Here is a 21,425-nt window from a genome sequence, read left to right as displayed (position 1 = left end):
CTACCACTATTAAAGACACAATGTCTCTATTCTACCACAAACTGGTATCCACTTCCCCAACCGGATATGCAAGAGCAACTTAACTCTACTGTTCTGCCCAAAATAAAACCAGGCCGTCATAACGACTGCCTGGTCACCTCATCAACTTCCCCCACACCTACTAGCAACGAGCGATTAATTCGCGACGCGATAAGGCTTCAATGTTACATTCAGCTGACTCTCTCTTTGGCTAATGTGATAACCGGTCACACTCGGGGCGTAAATTTGCAATCCGCCAGGCACGCCGAAATGAAAGTCATAGCTCTCCCCGATCGTTAAGAAGCTGATCGTAAAATTCCCGTTACGGTCCGACCTTGCCGAGTAAGGGAATTGAGTAGGGCTGTCTAATCGCGTATTTCGTCCCAAAATATGCACGCCTTCAACGGGTTGATCATTCTGATCCACCACGCGCCCCGTCACAAAAGCGGTGATGTTCTTCACGGTTATCGCAGGTAATCTCATCCCGGGCAGGTAGACGAATTGTACCGGCTTCGGAAGCTCATATTGCTCAATAAGCGTCTCCGGATTGGTGACGGACGTTACCGTCATCTCGTAGGTTTCTCCCTCCGCCAATCCAGCCACATAGTACGCTTTACTATTGGCCTGAACTTCAAGGCGCGGCTTGCCAATTCCGCCTGGCGTCATATTTTGAATCGAAGCTTGAACAACTAACGGTCTGCCCGTTGAATCGACGACCTTACCCGATACATCGACAGGGGGCAGGAACAGCTCAAGTTCAGACACGGCATCCGGGCGATAGACAAACTCGCGCACGTTACTATTCATCCGCAATTCGTTCACGGGGAGCGCGGAATCCTCCAACACATCGCTTAACCGGTTAACAGGCTCCGCATAGATCCGGTAGAAGTTGCCTGGCACGAGGGACGTAATCTGGAAGACGCCCGCCTCGTTCACGGTTACCTCGCGCCGAAACTGTTCATACGCCGAATCAGTTACGAATACTTTTGAACCCGGAATTGCCTCCCCCTTCTCGTCAACGACCGTGCCTTTAACCTGCACCTCCCATTGATCCGGAAGCGTAACTGTAGGTAAGCCTAACAGATTCTCCTTGTATGTAAAATGCGCGAGCGGCACCTCGCCGAAAGGCGACTTTGCCAGCAACGTGTAGTCGCGGTACGGTGTTAGCCCGTCAAATACCCACGTGCCGTCCTTAAATCCCTCTTGCTGCGGCACCATCGATAAGTTCTCGGAATCTTTCAGAACAATAGCATCTAGAGCTGTGAACGCCGTTCCGGTAGACGATCGAATCTTCACATAGGCATCCGCACCCGTGCTGCTGATCGAGATTAAACTCGCAGCTGTCCTCTGTTCGTTATGCGTCCAATAGGATTCAAGCAAGTCGGCGATAAAATCAATCGGTACGTAAGCCATTCCCTGATGGACAAGAGTTGGGCTAATCATGGATACCCGCTGCTTATTGACCAAAGCCGTACTTTCGCCAATTCTCAGGACAACGACCGTATTACGCGTCTTGTGGGAGACCTTAATCGATTGCGAAGGCTGATCCCATTTGACGCTGTACCCTTGAGATTGAACGACGGGCTTCAGCGGAACCATCAACAGATCGGATTGCCAGTAAGGACCTCTGCCCTGCGTGATAGGAATCGTCGCGCCGTTAATCTTCAGGTCCACCTCGTTCTGCTTTCCGGCCGATCGGACCGATTCGATATTCAGGCTGTAAACCGCAACAATGACCGCAATGAAGCACATCAGGGATACAAGTGGCCGCCTCATTTTTTCAACTCCTCCAGTAAACTACCAATATTCTACCAATTTCAGGCTATCGGGAATATGAAGTTATTGTGAGGAATCGATGAACTAATGCCCCCTCTTCTGCTCGAAAAAAAAACCAGGCAGCCATCACGGCCGCCTGGTCCCAAAACCAACCTACTTCATCTGCCTACACGCCTACAGCGCTTGGCTGCTCCAGAATCATCTTCGCCAGAGCCGCGAGGTCTTCGATGTCGATCTTGCCGTCGCCGTTCACGTCGGACTTCGCAACGGTTGCCCAATCCGCGTCGGCGCTGGTTTTGCCGTATGCGGCCGCTACGAGCGCAAGGTCGCCGATGCTGACCTTGTCGTCTTCGTTCACGTCGCCCGGCTGCTTCTTAATAATCGCTGCCTTGAATGCTTCGAGCGCTGCGTTCAGATCGACCGCCGCCTGCTCGACCTGCGCTTGCGTCGAACCGGTGCCGCCCACCACTGCCGATGCCGTCGAGATCGCCGCCGCAAGGGCCGTCTTCGCCGCTGCCGGCGCTTGACCGACGCTGCTTCCGGTAGGCGTGCTGTCATACTTGGCTTGCGCCTCGGTAATCAATGCGCGCAGCGCTGCTTTATCGATCGCGCTAATCGTGATGCCCGTCGACGCTCCGGTGAGCGGCGTCTCCACGCCTTCGCCATTGGCCGCGCTAGCATCCGTCAGCGAGATCGAAGCGATCCCCGCCGCGCTGTCTTCTTTCACCTTGAAGCGCAGCTTCAGCAGGTCATTCCCTGCCGCGCTCTCGCCTGTCCCCGTCTTCACGAGCAGCAATCTGACGCTGCCTGGTTCTTCTTCTTGACCGACGAGCTGATAACGGTCATCCAGCACCGCAAGCTCCGATCCGATCAGTTCCAGACGGTCGGCATCATACTGCACCGTCAGATCCTGTGCGAGGAAATCCTCGTTCGCGCCTTGCAGGCCGACGGTCACATCGACCGATTGACCGCTCTGCGCAGACTCCGGTCCGCTGATCGTCAGCGTGTTCCGCACGACCTCGACGTCCTCTGCCTTCTCGACCTTAATCCAGCTGATCATCGGTTTGGAATTGCCGGATTTGACCGCCTTGACGATCAGCTCGCCATCAGTCACCTCAATATCCTCGAAGGCGTGAGATTCGCGCTTCGTCCCGATGACGTAATCGGACAGCTTCTCGGTGCCGTTAATCGTCAGATCCATGACGCGGTCGTTCGCATGCCAAGGATCGAAGAATCCGACGGTCACTTTGTAGGCGCCGTTCGGCACTTGGAAACGGTAGGCTAGCCCCTTGCCGTTGACCGTGCCGTCGTACTGGCGAATGGTCTCATACGCATCGAGCGGGCTCGTGTGCGCCCAGGTTGATCCGTCATCCGCCTGGTAGCCCCACTTCATGCCGGTAATCGGATCGGTGCCGTATGGCTGCTCCTCCGACGATTGCATCGAACCGAGCTGCTCGCCTTCTTCTACCTGCGAAGGCGTAGCATCGCCTGCATCCACGTAATACAGCAGCGGGCTGCCCTTCGGCGTGCCGACGGTTGGCGTCGATTCCGCGCGTCCGTTCTCGCGAATCGCGATGACCTTGAACGAGTAAGCCGTATCGTTCGTCAGGCCCGTTACGATGGTCGATCTCGGATTCGCCGGGATTTCAACCGGTGCCGACTCGCCGCCGCTGACCGGTGCGTATTGAATCGCGTAGCTGCTAGCTCCCTCAACCTCGCTGTATTGCAATGCGATTTGACGGTCGCCTGCCTTCACCTCGTAGATCTCCGGCACTGCGGCGAAGCTTGCCGCATCGCGCGTTACTTTGAACGAGGCGAATGCCGCATCGGCCCAGCTGTGCAGCCCGACGCGACCGCTCGTGTAGAGCGAATCGTTCACGTCGAAAATAACCTTATCGTCCAACAGCGCCTGAATATGTTTGCCGCTAAGCTTCACTTCCAGCTTATACAGCTCGCCGAGGCGCGCCGAGAACGGAACAGGCGTCGTCAGATTGGCGCCGTCCTTGCGAAGGACCATGGCCCCGTTCTCGAATCCGAACCAATACCCCTTGCCCGCGGCGCTGCTGCGGAAGGTAACGCCCCAATCCGCTGCCGCATTCGCGTGCTGGGCGACAACAGTAATTGTCCCGTCGATGACGTTCAGGTCCTTGACGCTCAGTTCGCCTTGGTGGTCACCGCCGGAGACGTGCTTGAGCAAGCCGTCCTCCATGACCCACGTGCTGACATCCTGCTGGTAAGCATCCAGCTTTCCGCTGTCGAGATAATCCTCGAACCGCACTTCTTCCGCTCTTGGCGTAACCGTCGCTTCCGTATACCCTGTCCCGGCGCCGCCTTTGCCGACCGTCGATACCCGCACGGTTACCGGCACGTCATTCGCGAGCGCCTTCAGATCGATCTCGCGATTGAGGCTCTCGATCGGTGCTGCCTTCGCCGCGGCGTTCACGAATTGCACGTTATAGCCGAGCGCGCCTTCGACCGGAGCGAATTCCAGATGCGCTTTCCGGTCGCCTGGGATCGCGATGATTTTACCAGGGGCAGCTACGTCCGGCTTCACCGAGAACGCATTCGACGGCGGGCTTACTTCATTGCCGTCCACCGCTTCGACGACTCCATAGTACGTCGTGCCGTTCGTAAGCCCATCCACTTGGATGCTGCCCTCGGAAGCGTTCACCTGCAGTTCGCCTGTATACGTCCCGGGCTCGGTGCCATAACGCACGCGATAAGCGGGCACGCCGGATTCAGCCGCGAAAGCAGCCGTGAAAGCTCCGTCCGCTGCGCTCGCCGTAACGATTGCCGGAGCAAGCAATTGCGGCGTGGCGGTTACGACCGTCGATGGCGGCCCGTATCCGTTCGCATTCCCGGCACGCACCGTAATGGTGTACGCTTTGCCGTTCTGCAGCCCTTCCAGCAATGCCGTACCTTCGGACGTTACCGTGACCGTCTTGCCCTCGGTCTCGTGCTCGCCTTTGTAGCTGATTTCATACTGCGTTGCGCCTTTGGCCGATTCGAATTCCACCTTCAGCCCTTTGTTCAAAGGCGTCACCTGCGTAAGCTCCGGAGCAGCCGGCGTCTCGGCAGCGTCGATGATATCGCCGTTAAGCGTAACGATCGAACGCGCCGGAATAACCGCCTCGAAGGTACCGTCCGCTTGCACCAACGCATCCTCGCCTCTGGCCAGATCTTCGCCGGCCGACGTAATGTACGGCTTCAGCGCCATGACGGTCTGATCATTCTCCAGTCCGCTGAGCTGCACCTTGATCGTCTTGTCTTCCGCCCCGTCATTGACGAATACGGCCGTTACGGTCTCTTCGTTCTCGTCCTGGTAAGCCGATCCGAGCAGCCCGCTGCGCGCCTCTTCGTCCAGCCCCGTCAGTTCGACGCGCTCCGCGCCCGGGCGGATGAACTTGCTGTAGTTGCCGAGCGCCCACAGCATTTTGGAAGGAAGGATGTTCTGTTCGTCCCCAGGCAGATTAAAGTCCGTATAGATGAGGCCGTCCTTGTAATCCTCCTTGGATACCGCCGTCCACCATTGCCATGCGGAGGCATTCGCCTTCGTCATATCGAAGTGGATGGTGCGAGCGATATACAGCGCCGGGTCGATCCCTAAGTCCCTGCCCGGTCCATATGAGCCGAGAATGCAATACTCGCTCATCCAATACTTCACGTCGTCGCCATACGCCGCCAGATTGTCAGCCAGCAGTTCCCGCAGCTCGCCTAAGCGATCATCCCCCGGATTGCTGTAATCCGACCAGTAGGAGTGTGACGCGATCTTGCTGCCGACCGCTTCCTTCATCTCCGGATCGCTCAGCAGATCTTTGATATATTCGCGGTATTTGCCCAGTCCCAGCGCATTGGCTCCGCCTGTATAGCGGTCATTGCCCGTGAATTCTTTGAAGACCGCGTCATCGAGCAGCGCGGTAATCTCGACGCCGTCCGGCGCGCTGATCTGCGACGTGATCCCCTTCTCCTGCAGCTGACGGTACAGCTCCAGAATGACCTTGCGGATATCGTCGTTGTTGTACCGGTTACCTTCCTGTCCGGCCTTGTTCCAATCCCAGGTCGGCTCATTGATCGGACTGATATAGTCGAACTCAAGCCCCTGTTCCTTGAAATGCGCAAGGACGTCGATCAGGAACGCGGCGAATTCATCCTCGTACCCGGCCTTCAGATTCGTCGAGCCGACGCTCGCATCCGGCTGTCCGTGCCCATTCTTCGTCATCCAGACCGGCGGGCTGTTGACGAAGGCGATCAGCGTATCGACGCCGCGATCCTTCGCCGCTTGCAGGAACCACTGCTGGCCGGACTGTTTGCTCCAGTCGTAAGCGCCGCCTTCCGTCTGCTTGAATGCCTCCGCGCGCCGCCACGGGTTCGTAATGATCGTCTGATCCGTCTCCGTCGATCCCGCTCCGATATTGAAGCGCCATGCCGACAGCCCGATTCCTTTATCACGGGAGAAAAGCAGATCCGCAACTCGCTCCTTATTCGCTTCGGTCCAATGCTTCCCGAGTTGCTCCATCGACCAGGCGTCGGAAGCGCCGAAGTTATCGATGACCTGGAATTTCTGGGATGCATCGATCGTAACGAGCGCATCCGGTTCTTCCGCGGCCGTCACGTCCGCGTGCGCGATTCCCGGACCGCCGTACATCGAAAGGCCGCATACCCCGGCTAGAATCGCCGCCGTGCCCTTCTTCAATTGTTTCCGTTTCAATGTACCTTACCTCCCTTGGCCATATGTATGAAACGTAAATCAGTACCTTCATTCGTCTGCTCTTGGATGGTCGTCGTTTACGAAGTCGGCAGTCAGCTACCCGAGGCGCCCCTCCCTTCCGTCCTTCAATCGTCGGCCCTTAATGAAACGGGTTTCATGAAACCGTTTTCTAACATCTTCAAAAAAACAGCGCTTCCTCCGTCACAGATGAAAGGGCTTTCATATTCAATTTTACTTGGTAGGGTTTTCCTTTACATCGAACTTAGGACTCATTGCTTCGCCTTGCGATACGGCTTATTTTGTCTCTTTATGTAGACGCTCCCTCCTAATCCAAGCGCGCTGTCCCATTTTTTTTCAACAACATGCATCATCCAACTATTAACAATAAGGGACAAACTGTCGATATACACCATAGCAATTTGACATCAGGTGTAAAGGAATGAAGTGCAACATGAAACGTAATCCGCTGCAGCGCATGCAGCATATGTCCCTGAGGATCAAGCTCCCCGCGCTGATCGTCCTGCTCGTAGTAGCCGTTTTGATGGCCTCCTCGTATATGATCTATACGACAGCTTCCAACATCATTTTGGCCGAGAACAAGGAGAAGATGAAAGCCAACGCGGACCGCATGGCTGAAGGACTATGGTCCGCAGTCCAGCTGCAATCCCAATCGGCCTACTATATGTCGAATCACCAATCGTTCCGGGAGCTGCTGGAGCTCCGGGCGCAAGGATCGATGGCGAATGACGCGTTCCTCTCGTCGGAGAACGGTTTGTTCACCGAGGTGAATCAGGTCATGCAGACGATGTTCCAAGGTTCGCGCGGCATGGATGCTTTCATGCTGATCGATGCCGATGGGGTCGTCATCGCCAGCACCGACCAGGACTCGATCGGCCAGACGCGGAGCGACCGCGACTATTACCAAGCGAGCATGCAAGGCAATGCCTTCATCAGCGATGCCTTGATCTCGAAGGAGACCGGGAAACTTATGGTCGCCTTCTCCCAGCCGGTCAAGGACAGAAGCGGCAACGTCATCGGCGTCTATGCGACGACCGTGGGCGCGGATTTCTTCAGCGACAAATTCGGCGATATCCGCATCAATGAGGAAGGTACCATCGATGTGTTCAGCCGAAGCGGCGTCTTCCTGTACAACAGCTCGGATGATGCCCAAGTCGGCACCACGTTCGAGCATCCCACCTTGTTCGAGGAGCGTGCGGCAGGCGAGTTGAAGCACCTCGAGCTTGATGAGCAAGACCGCTATATTCTGTATACCAAGATTCCCGACGCGGACTGGACCATTTTCGTCGTCGATACATACGCGGACATCCGAGATTCCATCGACTCGTTAACCAAGAGCTTGATCTGGATAATGATCGCCGCATACGCCATTGCGGTCGTCGTCGGTCTGCTGCTCTCCCGCAGCATCACGCGGCCGATCAAGGAGCTTACGCAATATTTCCGCAAGCTCGCTACGGGCGACCTGACCGTAACCGCCCAAGGGAAGTACAAGAGCGAATTCAAGGAACTGGCGGACAGCTTCAATACGATGGCATGCCAAAACAAAGAACTTATCCAGAACATGAACCGGTCCATCGTCGTTATGAATGACAGCACCGCACAGCTCAATGCGTCGGCCGAACAGACGGCCCATTCGATCCGGGAGACGACAACGACCACCCTCGAAATTTCGACGGCGATGGAGTCCCAAGCGCAAGATACGGAGACGATCGTGGACAAATTCTATAGCTTCGGCGAGAAATTCGCGGGGATGAACGGGCAAGCGCAATTGGTGAAAGAACGCGCGGACGGCATCATTGAAGTATTCCATGCCAGCGGTGAAGTCGTGCAGGAGCTCATCCGCATCAAGGAGCAGAATGAGAGCGAAGTGCAGAAGATATCCGCGGTCACGGACAAGCTGCAGGAAAGCTCGGCGCACATTAATTCGATTACCGGCGCGATCAAAGAAATCGCCGGCCAGACGAATCTGCTCGCGCTTAATGCCTCCATCGAAGCGGCGCGCGCGGGCGAGCACGGCAGAGGCTTCGCGGTCGTCGCCGCCGAGATCCGCAAGCTTGCGGAGCAAAGCTCCAAGCAGTCGGAGCAGATCAACGCCATTATCCTCGAGAACTTAAGCTTCGTTGCGGAGAATCATGCGAGCGTCCAGGAGATCCAGGCGATCGCGAAGCTGCAGGATGATTATGTGGCAAGGACGCAAGATGCGTTCCGTACCATCGCCAGCCATGTGAATGGCATTACCGCGCAAATCAAGGACATGGCCGACGAGATCAGCCGGATGGAGAAGGATAAAGATACGGTTATCGAATCGGCTCAAGCGCTGTCCGCTTCCGGCGAGGAGGTCTCGGCTTCCGTGGAAGAGGTGACCGCAACGCTGCAGGATCAGAATGGCATGGTGCAGCGGTTGGCCGAGATGGTCAATTCGATCGATCAGCTTAGCCGCGAATTGGCAACCGCGGCCGGCAAGTTCAAAGTCGACTAATTGAACGACAACGAGGCAAGGACTTGGTCCCTGCCTCGTTTCGTTTTATTCATGAGGAAGCGTGAGCTGCCAGGAGATGCCGAATTGATCGTTCAACCATCCGAACTTCTTGCTGAATCCGTAATCTCCCAGCGGCATAAGCGCTTGTCCGCCGGTCATAAGTTTGTCGTAGAGATTGTCCAGCTCGCCTTCCGAACTGCACGTCAAGAAGATGGAGAACGACGGGGTGAACGAGAATTCGTGCTTCAGATTGCTGTCGATACACATGAAGGGCTGGCCTTTCAGCGTGAAGACGGCCTGCTTGACCGTTCCTTCATCCCCGTGTTCGCCCTTACCGTAACGGGCGATGCTCGTAATCTCGGAGTCCTCGATCAACGATGTGTAATAGTTCATCGCTTCCTCCGCCGTCCCGCCTTGAAACATTAAGAACGGGGTCACTTGTTCCATGTTTAGCTCATCTCCTCGCAACTTTGTGGTCTAGGATTCCTCTTCTAAGGGTTCAAGCCGCTACGATTGTATACGAGCATTCGGCAAATTTCAACCTTCCTCTTTCCCCCGTCTCCCAATCATTGTTACACTTACAAGGACACAACAACGTAAAGCCCTTATTTTCCCTCTGTCTATTGGTCATTCTAAACAAGAGGTGTTGCAGCATTGTGGAAGCCCGATCGAAGCCTTAACAAACCTTTATACCAACAAATCGCCGACCATCTCGAGCAGCGGATTTCACTCGGCGAGCTCCCTTCCGGAAGCTTGCTGCCGGCTGAACGCAAGCTGTCCGAGCAGCTTGGCGTGAACCGGAGCACCGTCGTGCAAGCTTATGAAGAGCTGCGCGCCTCCGGCCTGATCGAGAGCATGAAGGGTAGCGGTACGCGCGTCAGCCCGCGCAAATGGGGCAAGACGTCAAGACGGACGCCGAACTGGAACCGCTACGTCGAAGGCGGAATTCTGCAGCCGAGCTTGCCTTTCATGCGGCGAATCCGCGAAGGACTGCAAAGCGGAGAAACGGTCATTAATCTCGCGTATGGCGAGCTTGCCGCGGAACTATGCCCGAATGACACGATCACGTCATTGATCCGGAATGAGCCTTTTGACCAGCCGCTCGGATATGGCGATCCTCAAGGCTACGTCCCGCTGCGGACCGCCTTGACCTCGTTCCTGCACGAACATAGGAGCATCCAGGCGACCAACCAGTCTATCTTGATTACATCCGGTTCACAGCAATCTTTGTACTTAATTACGCAAGGCCTGCTAAGCCCGGGGGATGCGATCGCCATCGAGAATCCCTCCTATTGTTATTCGCTCCCCATGTTCCAGTCCGCCGGTATCCGCCTGTTCGGTATGGCCGTCGACGAGCACGGGGTAATCCCGGACGACATCCTAAATTTATATACGCAGCATCGGATCCGCATGGTGTTCCTGAATCCGAATTATCATAATCCGACGGGAACGGTGCTCAGCCCCGAACGAAGAATCGCTATCTTGCGTATCTGCGAACAGCTCGGGATACCGATTGTCGAGGATGATCCGTTCAGTTTGACGGCGTTGGATGAAGAAGTGCCGCCTCCGCTTAAGATGCTCGACCAGAACGGTACCGTGCTATACATCGGTTCGCTCTCGAAGATTGCCGCCTCCGGACTAAGGATCGGCTGGATGGTAGCCCCTCATTCGGTCATTCAACGTCTAGCGGACGCACGGCAGCAGATGGACTTCGGACTGAGCATCTTCCCGCAGTGGATCGCCGCTCACTTCCTGGCTTCTCCCGAGTTGAGTCCGCATCTGATCCAGCTTCGCGACCAATTGCGCTTCCGGCGGGACGTGATGGCGCAAGCGCTGCAACGTCAATTAGCGGACGAGGTGTCGTTCGAACTGCCCAAGGGCGGATTGAATCTATGGTGCCGGATCAATCGGCCGGTCAATGACTATGCGCTGCTCGAGAACGGATTGAAGCACGGCGTCGCGTTCGTGCCAGGCAGCGTCTACGGCTCGGAATCCGGTTTCGTCCGGTTTACATACGCTCGTCCGTCCGTCCATGAGATCGAACCGGGCATTGCCCAATTCGCCATGGCACTGCGCAAGACGATGGAGTAATCGTCTCTCGAATACCATGACCCTAATAGAAAGGCCCATCCGCGCGGGATGGGCCTTTCTATTAATGCCTATTCGTGCCTGACGAGGCTTGCTAGGTGCTGATATACCAGAAGAGAGCGACCAGACTGAGCACGGTAACGATCACGTAGAGGAGGGACAAGCGCGTCCACTTCTTCCCGTGCTTCCGGTCGTACTCCGGATTGCCGTCTTTATTTTCCTTGGAGAACCCAACAGCGAGCGTTGCAAGCAGTGCGATTACGATTACCGATATAATGAGAATATAGCCGATGCCCACGTCTGAACCTCCTGGTGAACGCCATGTTCTATGAAGCTAATCTAGGAATGCTGATCGACCAATGCGTCATCGTCGCGGATCAGCTGTACCCCGCCAAAATAAACGACCGCGCAGCTTACGACTATGATCGCGCTTAGAATTACGATGTATGTCATCCTCTTAATCACCCTTTGACGTATTCTTTGTATTGCCAGTACCATCATATCCGGTCCGGCTACGCCTGTAACGGGCCAATTAGCGAGGATTCCTACCATCCAATTCAGTCGATTCCATGCCGTATCGTCAGGCAAGGACGAAGCCCAGCATGCTGTTATCGTCATTCAAATTCCAATCCACGAATATATCCGCCACCTTCTGCTGGAAAATTTCGTTAAACCGGCCTTCCCGGTTAAAGTAGCTCTTCTCCAGCTCATCCTTCGTCACGAGCAAGGTTTGCTCGTACCCTTTTGCGATTAACGCTTTCTCGATCGGAACGAGAATACCGGTTCGCTTGACCAAATAGATCTTGGGCGTAATGCGGTACGCTTCCGTTATTTCCGGCGTCTTCTGGACAAGCAGGCTGATTCTGGCTACCTCTTGTTCCAGCGGCAGGCGTTCGGGGAACATCTCCCCGCCGTCAGAGCCAACTGTGACATTCTCGTCAAATATAGCCATTAGCATGCCCGTATTGCGCTCATAATTCCAATCGTGGTAGAAGGCCTGGACATCTTGATCAAACTCCGCCTCCAAGGCACCTTTGAGTTGGTTCAATATGTTGTTCATGACGATCCGGCGCGAAAATTCGATGGCGTCCCGATTGCCGTTCTCCAGCAGAATCGCTTCCATCGGCGTAAGGAATCCGCGGATCGTTATGACCATAAAAGGCGGCCGCCAATAAGCCTGACAGTTCTCCGGCCCTCTGCCGAAGTTTTTGCGCAGCATCTTGCTCGCCAGCGTGCTGATCTCCAATAACCGTTGCTGAATCTCCATTGCGAAGGCAGCCCCCTCACGTATTTGATCGTTTGTCCGTTTGTTAGATTTTCCCTCCGCCATTGTAATTATGCTTGCATTTGAGTAAGCTAGAGAAGGATTGTTGGAATGGAAGCCAACATCTAACCCTTCATTCATAATTGCTGCACAGGTATCTATAATTACATACCCGCCATTTGGAAGATGATAGAGACAATCGGCAGATTGCGCTGCTCCATAAGCCAAAATAGAAGCCTCGCGCTTCTATTTTGGCTTTTTCTTTTTTTCCTCAAATCCGCCCAATAGAAAGGTTCGAGAAGATGAACCACTACTTGCAAGACCCTCTCGTCTTGAACAACAAAACATTAGCTGACTTGATGGCCGAATTGTTCGTACTTCCATGCGGCGTCTCCATAGCCGTAGACCCGGACTGCAAGGTCATCCGGCATAACCGGACGGCCGCCGCATTCCTACGCATACGGGAAGGAGACAATTTCTCCATGACGGCCGATGAACCTCCGAAAGTAAGAACATTTGACGTCCATGGCAGAGAACTGACGCCCGAGCAATTGACCTTGCAGAAAGCGATGGCGCAGAACAGCCAGAATAAGCAGATCGTTGAGCTCGAATGGCCCGACGGGGTAAGGAAAGTCGCGGTATGGAACAGCAAACCGATTGTCAATCCGCAAGGAGAAGTGATTGGGGGCGTGTCGATCTCGGAGGATATAACGTTCCATGTCATGGAGGAGAGAAGAACGCGGCATGAACAAGATTACCTTCGGAAAGAGTTGGAGCGGCTGGACAGGTTGGGACACGTGTCGCACTTGGCGGCGGGAATAAGCCACGAGGTTCGCAATCCGCTCACCACCGTGAAAGGATTCCTGCAGATTATGCGGGTGAAGCAGCGTTACGAAGATGATCGATCCATTATTGACATGCTGCTCGAGGAGCTGAACCGCGCGAACGAGATCATTTCCGACTATCTGTCCCTGGCCCAGGTCCATGAGCGGCAGCTGACGACCGGCAATCTCCTCGAGGTCATCGAACGTCTATCCCCGCTGATCGAGAATGATGCCTTTCTTGCGAGAAAAAAGCTCATTATACGCCAAACTGCGGTGTGCGACATTCTAATGGATTCCAAGGAAATCAAGCAGCTCATTCTCAACCTGGTCCGGAACGCGATGGATGCGACGCCGGCCGGGGGGCACATCTACATCGAAACCTTCGAGACGGCGGACACCGTCGGCTTCACGGTGTTGGACGAAGGAACCGGTATCCCCAAAGAAGTAGTCGACCGTCTCGGCACGCCGTTCGTCACGACGAAACCTGGCGGCACGGGCGTCGGCCTCGCGATTTGTTACGACATCGTCAGGCGCCACAATGCGGTGATCGACGTCGGCACAAGCGCCAAGGGAACCGTGTTCAAAATTGAATTTCCGAAGCCTTGCTAACGCATTCCAGACTTGTTACGGCAGAAGGGGACTGTCGCTGGACAGTCCCCTTCTCCTTCGATGTAAAATGCATGCTTCGCATTCAACCGCGGTCATACCGCTCTCGTATCGCTGCCGCCAGCCGCTCGATCTCGCCGGCAGGCGGCACGGGAGGCGGCGTCTCGATGCCGCCGATATGAATGAAGATCCGCTTCAATTCCGCCACGAAACCTTCCGCCGTTAGGGTAGCCTCCGATGCCTGTTCGGCAAGGCTGGCCGTACTGGACAACTCAACTTCGGGATATTCCAGTCCCGCAAGTCCGCCGCTGGCCGTCTCGTAGAAGTTTTTCGCCAATCCCGCCAGATACGCGCCGCTCCCGCTCGCGACGACGAAAGCCTGCACGCTGCTCGCGCGCACCTGCCGCCGCTGGGCGATGCCGCAGAACTTCCGCCCTCGCACCGCGACATCGTATTCGCCCGGACAATAAGCGCCTTGAACCTCGCCCGCTTCCGCTTGCAGCCCCCAAGCCGCCAGCGTAAGCTCGAGCAGCTCCACCATCCGGTGAAAATCGGCATGGTGGCTGAATTTGCCCTCTGGATTCGGCAGCATAAGGGCCAGATTGACGACGCCCTCATCCAGCGGCACGAACGCGCCGCCCGAGTTGCGCACGGCGACCGACCAGCCGTCGCCGGCCAGTTCCTGCATCGCCGCTTCCGCATGCGGCAGCCTCCGGTCGCGGAGGCCCAGTACCGCCGCCCGCCGATGGCGCCACAGATGAACGCCGGGCGGCAGCGTCCCCTTGCCGATCTCCTGACATAACCATTCCTCATATCCGAAAGGCAGCAGCACGTCGCCTTCCATCGGGACTGCCGAATGATCCCAGATGTGGAAGACGGATGCCGCTCCCGATTGGCTCATGATGGAACGACCCTTCTCGTATGACTCCATAATCATTTCCTTCCGTACTGTCGTCACTAAGTCCAATCTAACCGCTATTGGTTGATTATACTCGATTACGACCGGTACGGCATCGCAAGCTGCGCTTTGAAAGACTAAAGATGATAGGATAAGTTCTCGCCTTGCCTAATTCCGCTTGTTCCGTTGGCCCATACATCCTTGGCATACCTGCCTTCTTCCTCCAGACGGTTGAACCAGCGCATCGCATCCTGAACGTCTGTCCGGTAGACTCGGCTGTAAGCGAGTTGAAGCGTCTCTTCGACCTCGGGCGCCATCTTGCTGCCATCGCCGCAGACGTACAATCGGCCATCCCGCGCGAATAAGTCCATTAACGCTTCCGCATGCTTATCGAGCAGGTGCTGAACATAGCATAACGGCTGGCCTTCCTTGCGAGAAAACGCGGTATGGAGCGTAACGATTCCGTCTTGGGCATATGCCTCCAGTTCCTCGCGATAAAGATAGTCGGCTTCATTGCGGCAGCCGAAGAAGAGATGCGCTTCGCCAAGCGATGCTCCTTGCCGCTTCAGTGCCGCGCGCGCTTGCAGGAATCCCCGGAACGGCGCTATCCCCGTTCCCGGCCCGACCATTACGATCGGCACCGATGGATCGTCCGGCAGCCGGAAGCCGGATCCGGGCGTGCGGGTGAACATCAGCACCTCGTCGCCGGCGTCTAACCCCGCGAGATAACCGGAGGCCACGCCGCGATACTGGCCCCTTCCGCTCCAAGCTGGCGCATGCACGACGGCTACCGTTAAACTGGCCTGGCTCGGCTGATCCGCCGGCGAACTCGAGATCGAATAATATCTCGGCTTAAGCGGGGGCAGCAGCTCCAGGAAGGCTCCGAAGGGCAGCTCGCACGCTTCATACTGCTCCAGCAAATCCAGCATCGAGACCCGCTTGCCCAGAATATCGCGCAGATACGTCTCTTCTTCGAGCATTCGCTCCAGCTCCCGCTTGTGCGGCGGACACACGGTCCAGCTGGCAAGCGCCCGCAGTTGCGCGCGAGTGGCTGGTTCCTGCAGCTCTACGCAGTGCTTCAGCAATTCACGCAGATCGACAGGATACTCGAGCGGCAGATGAACCTGCCGGCCTCCGCCCGCTGACAGAACCACCCGTTCGCCGCCGCGAAGGCGGAACCTGCGAAGCACCCGGTCTACATTCGCCGCGCTATTGGTCGGCAATACGCCGAGATGATCTCCTTCCCGGTATGCAAGACCTTCGGGCAGCAGCAGTTCGATATGCCGCGTGCTGCGGCCGCTGCCGGGGGCCTGCAGCTCCCGGTTAACCCCCGTGCGGGCATAGACCGCATCGTACATCCGGGCAATCGGGCTGATCGCGTCATCGGCTACGAATTGGATGTCCAATCCGCCAAGATCCTGCATGGACTCCGTCTTACCCTCCGGACTCAGTCCTAATGCCTGGGCCAGATGCTGCCACATGCTCTTCCGCCACTCGTCAACCGACTTCTCGAAATCCCCTCCGGCATCGGCCTCGCCGCGTTGAGCCAATCGGACAGCGCCCTTCCGTGCCATCTGTTCATCGATCCATATCGGCACGCTCTGGTACGTATTCGACCAATTGCGGTCGCCGCAGCCAAGCACGGCATATCGAACGCCGCTCAGATCGCCGGCCGATGCCCCGTGCAGCCATTGAACAAACTCGGCCGCATTGTGCGGAGGCTTCCCGTTGTAAGATGACGTGACGATCAGCACCGCGCCTTCCTGCGGTAACTTGCCGGCCCAATCGTTCAACGCGCCGACTTCGCTGTTGAGGCCGTACTTGCGGGCCGTATCGGCCAGTCCCCTCGCAATCCCTTCGGCCGTCCCCAGATTAGAGCCGTACAGCACGAGAAGCGGCGAATTCTCGGCTCCCGCGGCCGCATCGGATTGCGGCGCATTCCGTTCCCTCGCCATACGCTCCGCGTTCATCGTTGGGCCCATGCCTTCCGTCCCCTCATAGAATGCGGCGGGAGCTTGCTTGCCGATACGCGGTTTCACGCGAATCCGGAAGTCCCCGGGCTTCAGCGTCAGCGTCTGCCGTACATCCAGCTCATAACTAAGATGATCTTCCAGCTCAAAATGCTTCAAGATCATGCCGAGCACCAGCGTTGCCTCATATAGCGCGAACTGCATGCCGATGCAGGCTCTCTCGCCGTTGCCGAACGGCTTATATGCATGATGCGGCACCTTCGACGGATCGGCGAACCGTTCGGGACGGAACAACTCCGCATCCTCCCCCCAAGCCTCCTTGTCGCGATGAAGCTGCGGGAGCAGGACGCTGACGCTCTCCCCTTTCTTCAGCGGATACTGACCTCCGATGACCGTATCTTCCTTCGCATAGAGGTCGAAACCCGGCGCCGTCGGCCACAGCCGCAGCGATTCATTCAGAACCAGCCGGATATAGTCGAGCTGAAGCACCTGTTCATAGGTCGGAACCGGGCCGGTCAGGACGCGATCCGCTTCCTCGTATGCCTTCCGCAGCGCCTCCGGATTCTTCAGCAAGAAGTAGATGGCGAACGACAACAGCCCGCTTGTCGTCTCATGTCCGGCGATAAGGAAGGTGATGATCTGGTAGCGGACGTTCTCATCGTCAAGCTTCTCGCCCGTCTCCGGGTCTTGGCCGTTCAGCATGCGGGCGAGCAGATCGGTCTCCTCTCCGGTTCCGCTAGCTTTGCGCTCCTCGATAATCCGATCGACTAGCGTGAACATCGTCTGAATGTCCGCTTCGAACTGCCTTCTGGTCTTCACCATCAGCAGGTTCTGTATGCCCAGGCGCGAGCTCTTCAGCATCGCTTCGTTCAAGGCGCGCACCATGCTGATCACGAACGGATTGTGGTTTTCCCGGTAGAAGCTGTTGAACCGGTAGTTGAAGCCGCATAGTCCAATCGTATCCAGCGTTAATCGCGTCATATCATCGGGGACGTCAACGCTCTCGTTCGGGTTCAAGCGGGCCCACTTCTGCACGAGCTGCTGCGCAATATCGAGCATCATGCCGTGGTACCCTTTCATGGCTTGTTTGCCGAAGGTCGGAAGCAGAATGTTATGGGCCTTGCGCCAGTTCGGCTCGTTCGTCCAGCTGGTGAACAGCCCGTCGCCGCCAAGGGCGCGCAAATTCTCAAGCTCGCTGTAGACATGCTTGTCGAACCGCCCGGTATCGCAAACCTCCTTGACCAGCTCATGGCCGGACAGAATGAGGCTCGTGTAGCCCGGCGCAGTGAGCCGGTAGATCGGGCCGAGCTTATCCGCCAGCTTGCCGAGCGAGAGCGTTGGCTTATTCATGTCGATCAAAGGCAAATTGCCGAGCGGTCCGTATGTCCTGGGCTGGGGAATCATGCCTCTTCCTGTTTCCTTCATAGTGAGCTTCCCTCCAATGAAACGGATTAGGTGCGTACGCCGCGATACAAGGTGTCGAGCACAAGCTTGGCAGCTGCGTTCTTCGCGATATTCCCTTGCTGAACCTGCTGCCAGGTCAGGATAAGCAAGGAGTACAGCACATTCAGGATCCACTCCGAATCCAGGTCCTGACGCATGATCCCCTTCTGTTGCAAAGAGCGGATGGAAGCGCGGACCGGTTCCAGTATTTCGCGTTCGGCGGCCGCCATCTCTTCGCTGTAGTACAGCGAAGCCTCATTGGTCAAATAATGGATTTTGTCGCCCATTGGGATCAGCTCTTCCACAAGCGCGGGAATGTAGGCTTCTTCATCCTTCGTCTCTTCGGCAAGGCGCTTAATCGTCTCTCCTACAACCTTGGTGACCCTAAGGCACAGCTGGAGCATGAGCTGCTCCCTGCTCTCTACGTAACGATGCAAGGTAGCGACGCCAATTCCCGCATGGTCGGCAATTTCGGTCAATGAAGCCGTCGGCTTATTGGCCAACAGCTCCGTCGCGGCATCCAATATCGCATGAAGCTTCGCTTCCTTCGATGTTATTCCGGATTTCGTCATATCGCTTGCTCCTTTAATCGGCTGCATCTATTTTGATAGATAAATCTATCATATGAGAGAATCTTACTTCATATTACTCCGAAAATCAAATGGCCCGGCTAGACTTCGCCTACCCTGGCAAAGGCTAAGCGCAAAAAACTCCCCTCCAAGCAGCCGGTTCGCAAACCTGCCTGCTTAGAGGGGAGCCTATTCATTCCATATTGAACAAAGGAGCGCTACATGATGGAAGCGTCCAACTTGCCTTGAAGCCTAACGAGGCGCATCATCACCGTCGCCGCTTGCGCCTTCGTCACCGGAGCTTCCGGCATGAACTTCCCATCGATCGGACTGAGCAAGCCAAGACGCAGCACAATAGCTGCAGCGCCTTTATCGGCAATCGCCGAGGCATCCTTGAGCCCGCTTACCGTCACATCGGTATTCATGAAGGACGAAAGTTTCTTGTAATTGACCATCCCGGTGAGCAGCTCGGCGAGCTTGGCGCGCGTCAGCCGCTGCTCCGGTTCCAGCGCTTGCCCGGGCGACGCGTCCAGCCAGCCGCGGCTTACGAATAGCTGAACGGCGGCAGCGTAAGGGCTCGACGCATCGATGTCTTGGAAAGCTTGTTCCGCGTTGCCTCCGCCATACCAGCCGCCTCCCAGCGCCTGGGTCACCATCGTCAGCCATTCGCCGAGCGCGATCGCCTCGTCCGGCCGGATCAGGCCATTCTCATCCGGCTGTATGATCTGGTAATCGAGCAGGGTGCGCAACGGCTCTTCCGCCCAATGACCGGTCAGGTCTGCAGGTTCCTCCGACGCGCCGCTCCCCGTATCCTCCGGAAGGTACTGTTGCAACAAATTACCGGTTACGCCATCCAGATACGGAAGTCCGTATGTACTGAGTTGCGGCGTATAGACCAGCTTCATGATCGCTTCTGTTTCTTTGCCCAACGAGAGATTGTATCCCCCACCGAACTGTGCATACTTCAGCTCCAGCTTAATCGCTTTCCTATAAGTTTCCACCGCTTCGTCCACTGTGAGCTTGAACTGCGGGGTCGGCTTGACCGGTTCGAAAATAGGCGCGTACTCCGACGTGTCGTAATTATACAATTTGCCGTCGCGGCCCAAAGTCAGGGACACCGTGTGATTCAATACGGCATAATCCCCTTCGAATCGTTGGAACCGGAATCGGTAAGCCGCATCGCCTTCCGGGATGATATCCGCTTCGCCCGCCAGCTTCAACGTATCTGCCGCATGGGGATAGAGCTCGCCGATCCATTGCAAGGCGCGCTGCTTCGCTTCGGCTTCGTTCAAGCTCGCGGATGATGACGGCTTGTCGGACGCGCTCTCATCCTGCCGGTAATCAAAGCGGCTGACGCTTAAGATTTGCCCGCTAACGGCATCGACGGTAGCCGAGACTTCATTGTCAAACCCGAATTGCGGCCCATCGCCGGCTTTCTGCCAGTTAATCGTCCATACTTTCCGGCTCTTGTCCCTGTAATGGACATCTAAGTTCGCGCGATTCCGTTCGTATCCTTCGGGAAGCGAAGCGTAACGCAGAACCGTACCTTCCGCTTGGTCTACGGTTAACTGGCTGCCATTGTTCGGTTGGAACAAGCTGCTCCCCTTCGGAATCGCGGAGAAGCGGAGCGGCTTGCTAAGTTCGCCGTCTTCGCGGAGCAGCTCGCCGCTAATGGCGTCCAGAATGCCGAACGTGCCTTCAAGCGGGACGTACCCGAGCTTCCATTCCAGTTTGGCATCGTCCAGGTAGGGATCGGTGTACTGCGGAATATATGCGGGCATCAGCTCGAGCGATTCCGTCATTCGGGCCAGCGCTTCGCTCTCGCTCAGCTTCGAGGCTGCCGAGGGGTAAGTCCCCTGATAACGGATCCGGTAAAGATTGGAGAGCTGCCCGTTGCCGTCAATGACCATATGCAGCCGATCCGCATTCGATACGACGCCGTTGACGAGAACTTGGAATTGAAACGGATGCTGGACAGGTCCGAATAAGGCCGACGGCTGAACGAGAGACTCGTCGCCTTCCAGTTCGACAAGCTCGCTTGGCTTAATGGACGGAGACGCTTTCCTGACCCACTCCAGCGCAATTTGCTTCGCTTGCTCCCGGTTCACCTTGGGCGGGTAATAGGAAGGATTGCTGTCAGCCTGTTCGTAAGGGAGATGGAACTCCAACAGGTCGCCGGTCATGGCGTCGATTGCGCTGCTGAACCCGCTGATGTTGTTCCCTTCACGGATGGACCAATGAACGCGCCATATCGCCTGCTTCGGCGACGGGTAGCTATTGGGGGTCCCGTATTCCAGGCCGTCCAATTCCGCCTTGGCCAGCGCCGGGAACCAGCCGCGCAGCATCTCGACTGCCTGCTCCTTCGTAATCTTGGCATCCGCTGGATCGAGCCCCTTCTCAATCGAAGTGATAACAAGCTCTTCCCCCGGGCCGGTTGTGTCGCTCAAGCCGCTGCCGGAAGCCGCAGATTCTACGGAAACCGCCGGCACGTCAATCTCGTTGGAAGCCGCATTCACGGTCGAGGGCGGCAGCGAAGCTTGAAGGACGATGGCTCCGAGTACGCCGGTCGCAAGTATGCGCAGAAGCTTGGGTCTGGAATAAGAGATCGGAGGCGTCGAGACTGGATAGAGAGCTGCATCTTTGGAGGCTGACGGTACAGCATGCTTTTTCACGAAATCATCCTTTCTGGCTATGAAGAGGTAGGAGGAATATGGATTCCATTTTTACACATCTTTGTATAAACGCAGGGAACTAGCAAAAGTTT

The 21,425-nt window shown here is 56.3% G+C and carries 12 protein-coding genes; 3 read left to right on the top strand and 9 right to left on the bottom strand.

Going from position 1 to position 21,425, the window contains the following annotated elements; genetic code table 11:
- Positions 1 to 174: 174 nt before the first annotated feature.
- Together FHS18_RS22540 and FHS18_RS22535 are read right to left on the bottom strand one after the other, a co-directional pair.
- Positions 175 to 1,794 carry a carboxypeptidase regulatory-like domain-containing protein gene (locus FHS18_RS22540; RefSeq protein ID WP_183602626.1) on the bottom strand — a complete coding sequence of 540 codons (1,620 nt, stop codon included), beginning with the start codon at positions 1,792 to 1,794 and terminating at the stop codon, positions 175 to 177.
- Between the two features lie 166 nt (positions 1,795 to 1,960).
- On the bottom strand, positions 1,961 to 6,502 hold the full coding sequence (locus tag FHS18_RS22535; RefSeq protein ID WP_183602625.1) for a glycoside hydrolase: 4,542 nt from the start codon (positions 6,500 to 6,502) through the stop codon (positions 1,961 to 1,963).
- 451 nt (positions 6,503 to 6,953) lie between these two features.
- Between FHS18_RS22535 and FHS18_RS22530 the strand changes: the two genes are divergently transcribed.
- Positions 6,954 to 8,999, top strand: a complete 2,046-nt coding sequence (locus FHS18_RS22530; RefSeq protein ID WP_246427838.1) for a methyl-accepting chemotaxis protein — start codon at positions 6,954 to 6,956, stop codon at positions 8,997 to 8,999.
- A gap of 45 nt (positions 9,000 to 9,044) precedes the next feature.
- On the opposite strand, the gene FHS18_RS22525 is transcribed toward FHS18_RS22530, so the two are convergent.
- Positions 9,045 to 9,446, bottom strand: a complete 402-nt coding sequence (locus tag FHS18_RS22525; RefSeq protein ID WP_183602623.1) for a VOC family protein — start codon at positions 9,444 to 9,446, stop codon at positions 9,045 to 9,047.
- A gap of 207 nt (positions 9,447 to 9,653) precedes the next feature.
- Between FHS18_RS22525 and pdxR the strand changes: the two genes are divergently transcribed.
- Positions 9,654 to 11,090: a MocR-like pyridoxine biosynthesis transcription factor PdxR gene (pdxR, locus tag FHS18_RS22520; RefSeq protein WP_183602622.1), complete on the top strand. Its 1,437-nt coding sequence runs from the start codon at positions 9,654 to 9,656 to the stop codon at positions 11,088 to 11,090.
- Positions 11,091 to 11,181: 91 nt separating this feature from the next.
- On the opposite strand, the gene FHS18_RS22515 is transcribed toward pdxR, so the two are convergent.
- Positions 11,182 to 11,385: a hypothetical protein gene (locus FHS18_RS22515; RefSeq protein ID WP_183602621.1), complete on the bottom strand. Its 204-nt coding sequence runs from the start codon at positions 11,383 to 11,385 to the stop codon at positions 11,182 to 11,184.
- Between the two features lie 282 nt (positions 11,386 to 11,667).
- The gene (locus tag FHS18_RS22510) at positions 11,668 to 12,354 is read right to left on the bottom strand and encodes a Na-translocating system protein MpsC family protein (RefSeq protein ID WP_183602620.1); all 687 of its coding nucleotides are present in this window, start codon (positions 12,352 to 12,354) and stop codon (positions 11,668 to 11,670) included.
- Positions 12,355 to 12,653: 299 nt separating this feature from the next.
- Here FHS18_RS22510 and FHS18_RS22505 point away from each other — a divergent pair, with 299 nt between their 5' ends.
- Positions 12,654 to 13,784, top strand: a complete 1,131-nt coding sequence (locus tag FHS18_RS22505; RefSeq protein ID WP_183602619.1) for an ATP-binding protein — start codon at positions 12,654 to 12,656, stop codon at positions 13,782 to 13,784.
- An 82-nt stretch (positions 13,785 to 13,866) separates the two neighbouring features.
- Here FHS18_RS22505 and FHS18_RS22500 read toward each other — a convergent pair whose 3' ends face one another.
- From FHS18_RS22500 to FHS18_RS35255, 4 genes are all read right to left on the bottom strand, one after another.
- Positions 13,867 to 14,682, bottom strand: a complete 816-nt coding sequence (locus tag FHS18_RS22500; protein WP_183602618.1) for a lipoate--protein ligase family protein — start codon at positions 14,680 to 14,682, stop codon at positions 13,867 to 13,869.
- Between the two features lie 134 nt (positions 14,683 to 14,816).
- Entirely contained in the window at positions 14,817 to 18,074 is a 3,258-nt protein-coding gene (locus tag FHS18_RS22495; protein ID WP_183602617.1) for a bifunctional cytochrome P450/NADPH--P450 reductase, read from the bottom strand.
- A gap of 26 nt (positions 18,075 to 18,100) precedes the next feature.
- The gene (locus FHS18_RS22490) at positions 18,101 to 18,664 is read right to left on the bottom strand and encodes a TetR/AcrR family transcriptional regulator (RefSeq protein ID WP_183602616.1); all 564 of its coding nucleotides are present in this window, start codon (positions 18,662 to 18,664) and stop codon (positions 18,101 to 18,103) included.
- A gap of 215 nt (positions 18,665 to 18,879) precedes the next feature.
- Positions 18,880 to 21,333 carry a YcdB/YcdC domain-containing protein gene (locus tag FHS18_RS35255; RefSeq protein WP_183602615.1) on the bottom strand — a complete coding sequence of 818 codons (2,454 nt, stop codon included), beginning with the start codon at positions 21,331 to 21,333 and terminating at the stop codon, positions 18,880 to 18,882.
- Between the last annotated feature and the right edge of the window lie 92 nt (positions 21,334 to 21,425).

This window comes from Paenibacillus phyllosphaerae (assembly GCF_014192105.1).
Lineage (GTDB): Bacteria > Bacillota > Bacilli > Paenibacillales > Paenibacillaceae > Paenibacillus_Z > Paenibacillus_Z phyllosphaerae.
Note: the sequence above shows the minus strand (reverse complement) of the source record. Positions and strands in the feature narration are given on the sequence as shown.

Excerpts from the sequence above, each read along its gene's own strand:
- FHS18_RS22500 (WP_183602618.1), bottom strand. The coding sequence starts at position 14,682 with ATGAGCCAATCGGGAGCGGCATCCGTCTTCCACATCTGGGATCATTCG.
- FHS18_RS22490 (WP_183602616.1), bottom strand. The coding sequence starts at position 18,664 with ATGACGAAATCCGGAATAACATCGAAGGAAGCGAAGCTTCATGCGATA.
- FHS18_RS22510 (WP_183602620.1), bottom strand. The coding sequence starts at position 12,354 with ATGGAGATTCAGCAACGGTTATTGGAGATCAGCACGCTGGCGAGCAAG.
- FHS18_RS22530 (WP_246427838.1), top strand. The coding sequence starts at position 6,954 with ATGAAACGTAATCCGCTGCAGCGCATGCAGCATATGTCCCTGAGGATC.
- FHS18_RS22495 (WP_183602617.1), bottom strand. The coding sequence starts at position 18,074 with ATGAAGGAAACAGGAAGAGGCATGATTCCCCAGCCCAGGACATACGGA.
- FHS18_RS22525 (WP_183602623.1), bottom strand. The coding sequence starts at position 9,446 with ATGGAACAAGTGACCCCGTTCTTAATGTTTCAAGGCGGGACGGCGGAG.
- FHS18_RS22540 (WP_183602626.1), bottom strand. The coding sequence starts at position 1,794 with ATGAGGCGGCCACTTGTATCCCTGATGTGCTTCATTGCGGTCATTGTT.
- FHS18_RS22505 (WP_183602619.1), top strand. The coding sequence starts at position 12,654 with ATGAACCACTACTTGCAAGACCCTCTCGTCTTGAACAACAAAACATTA.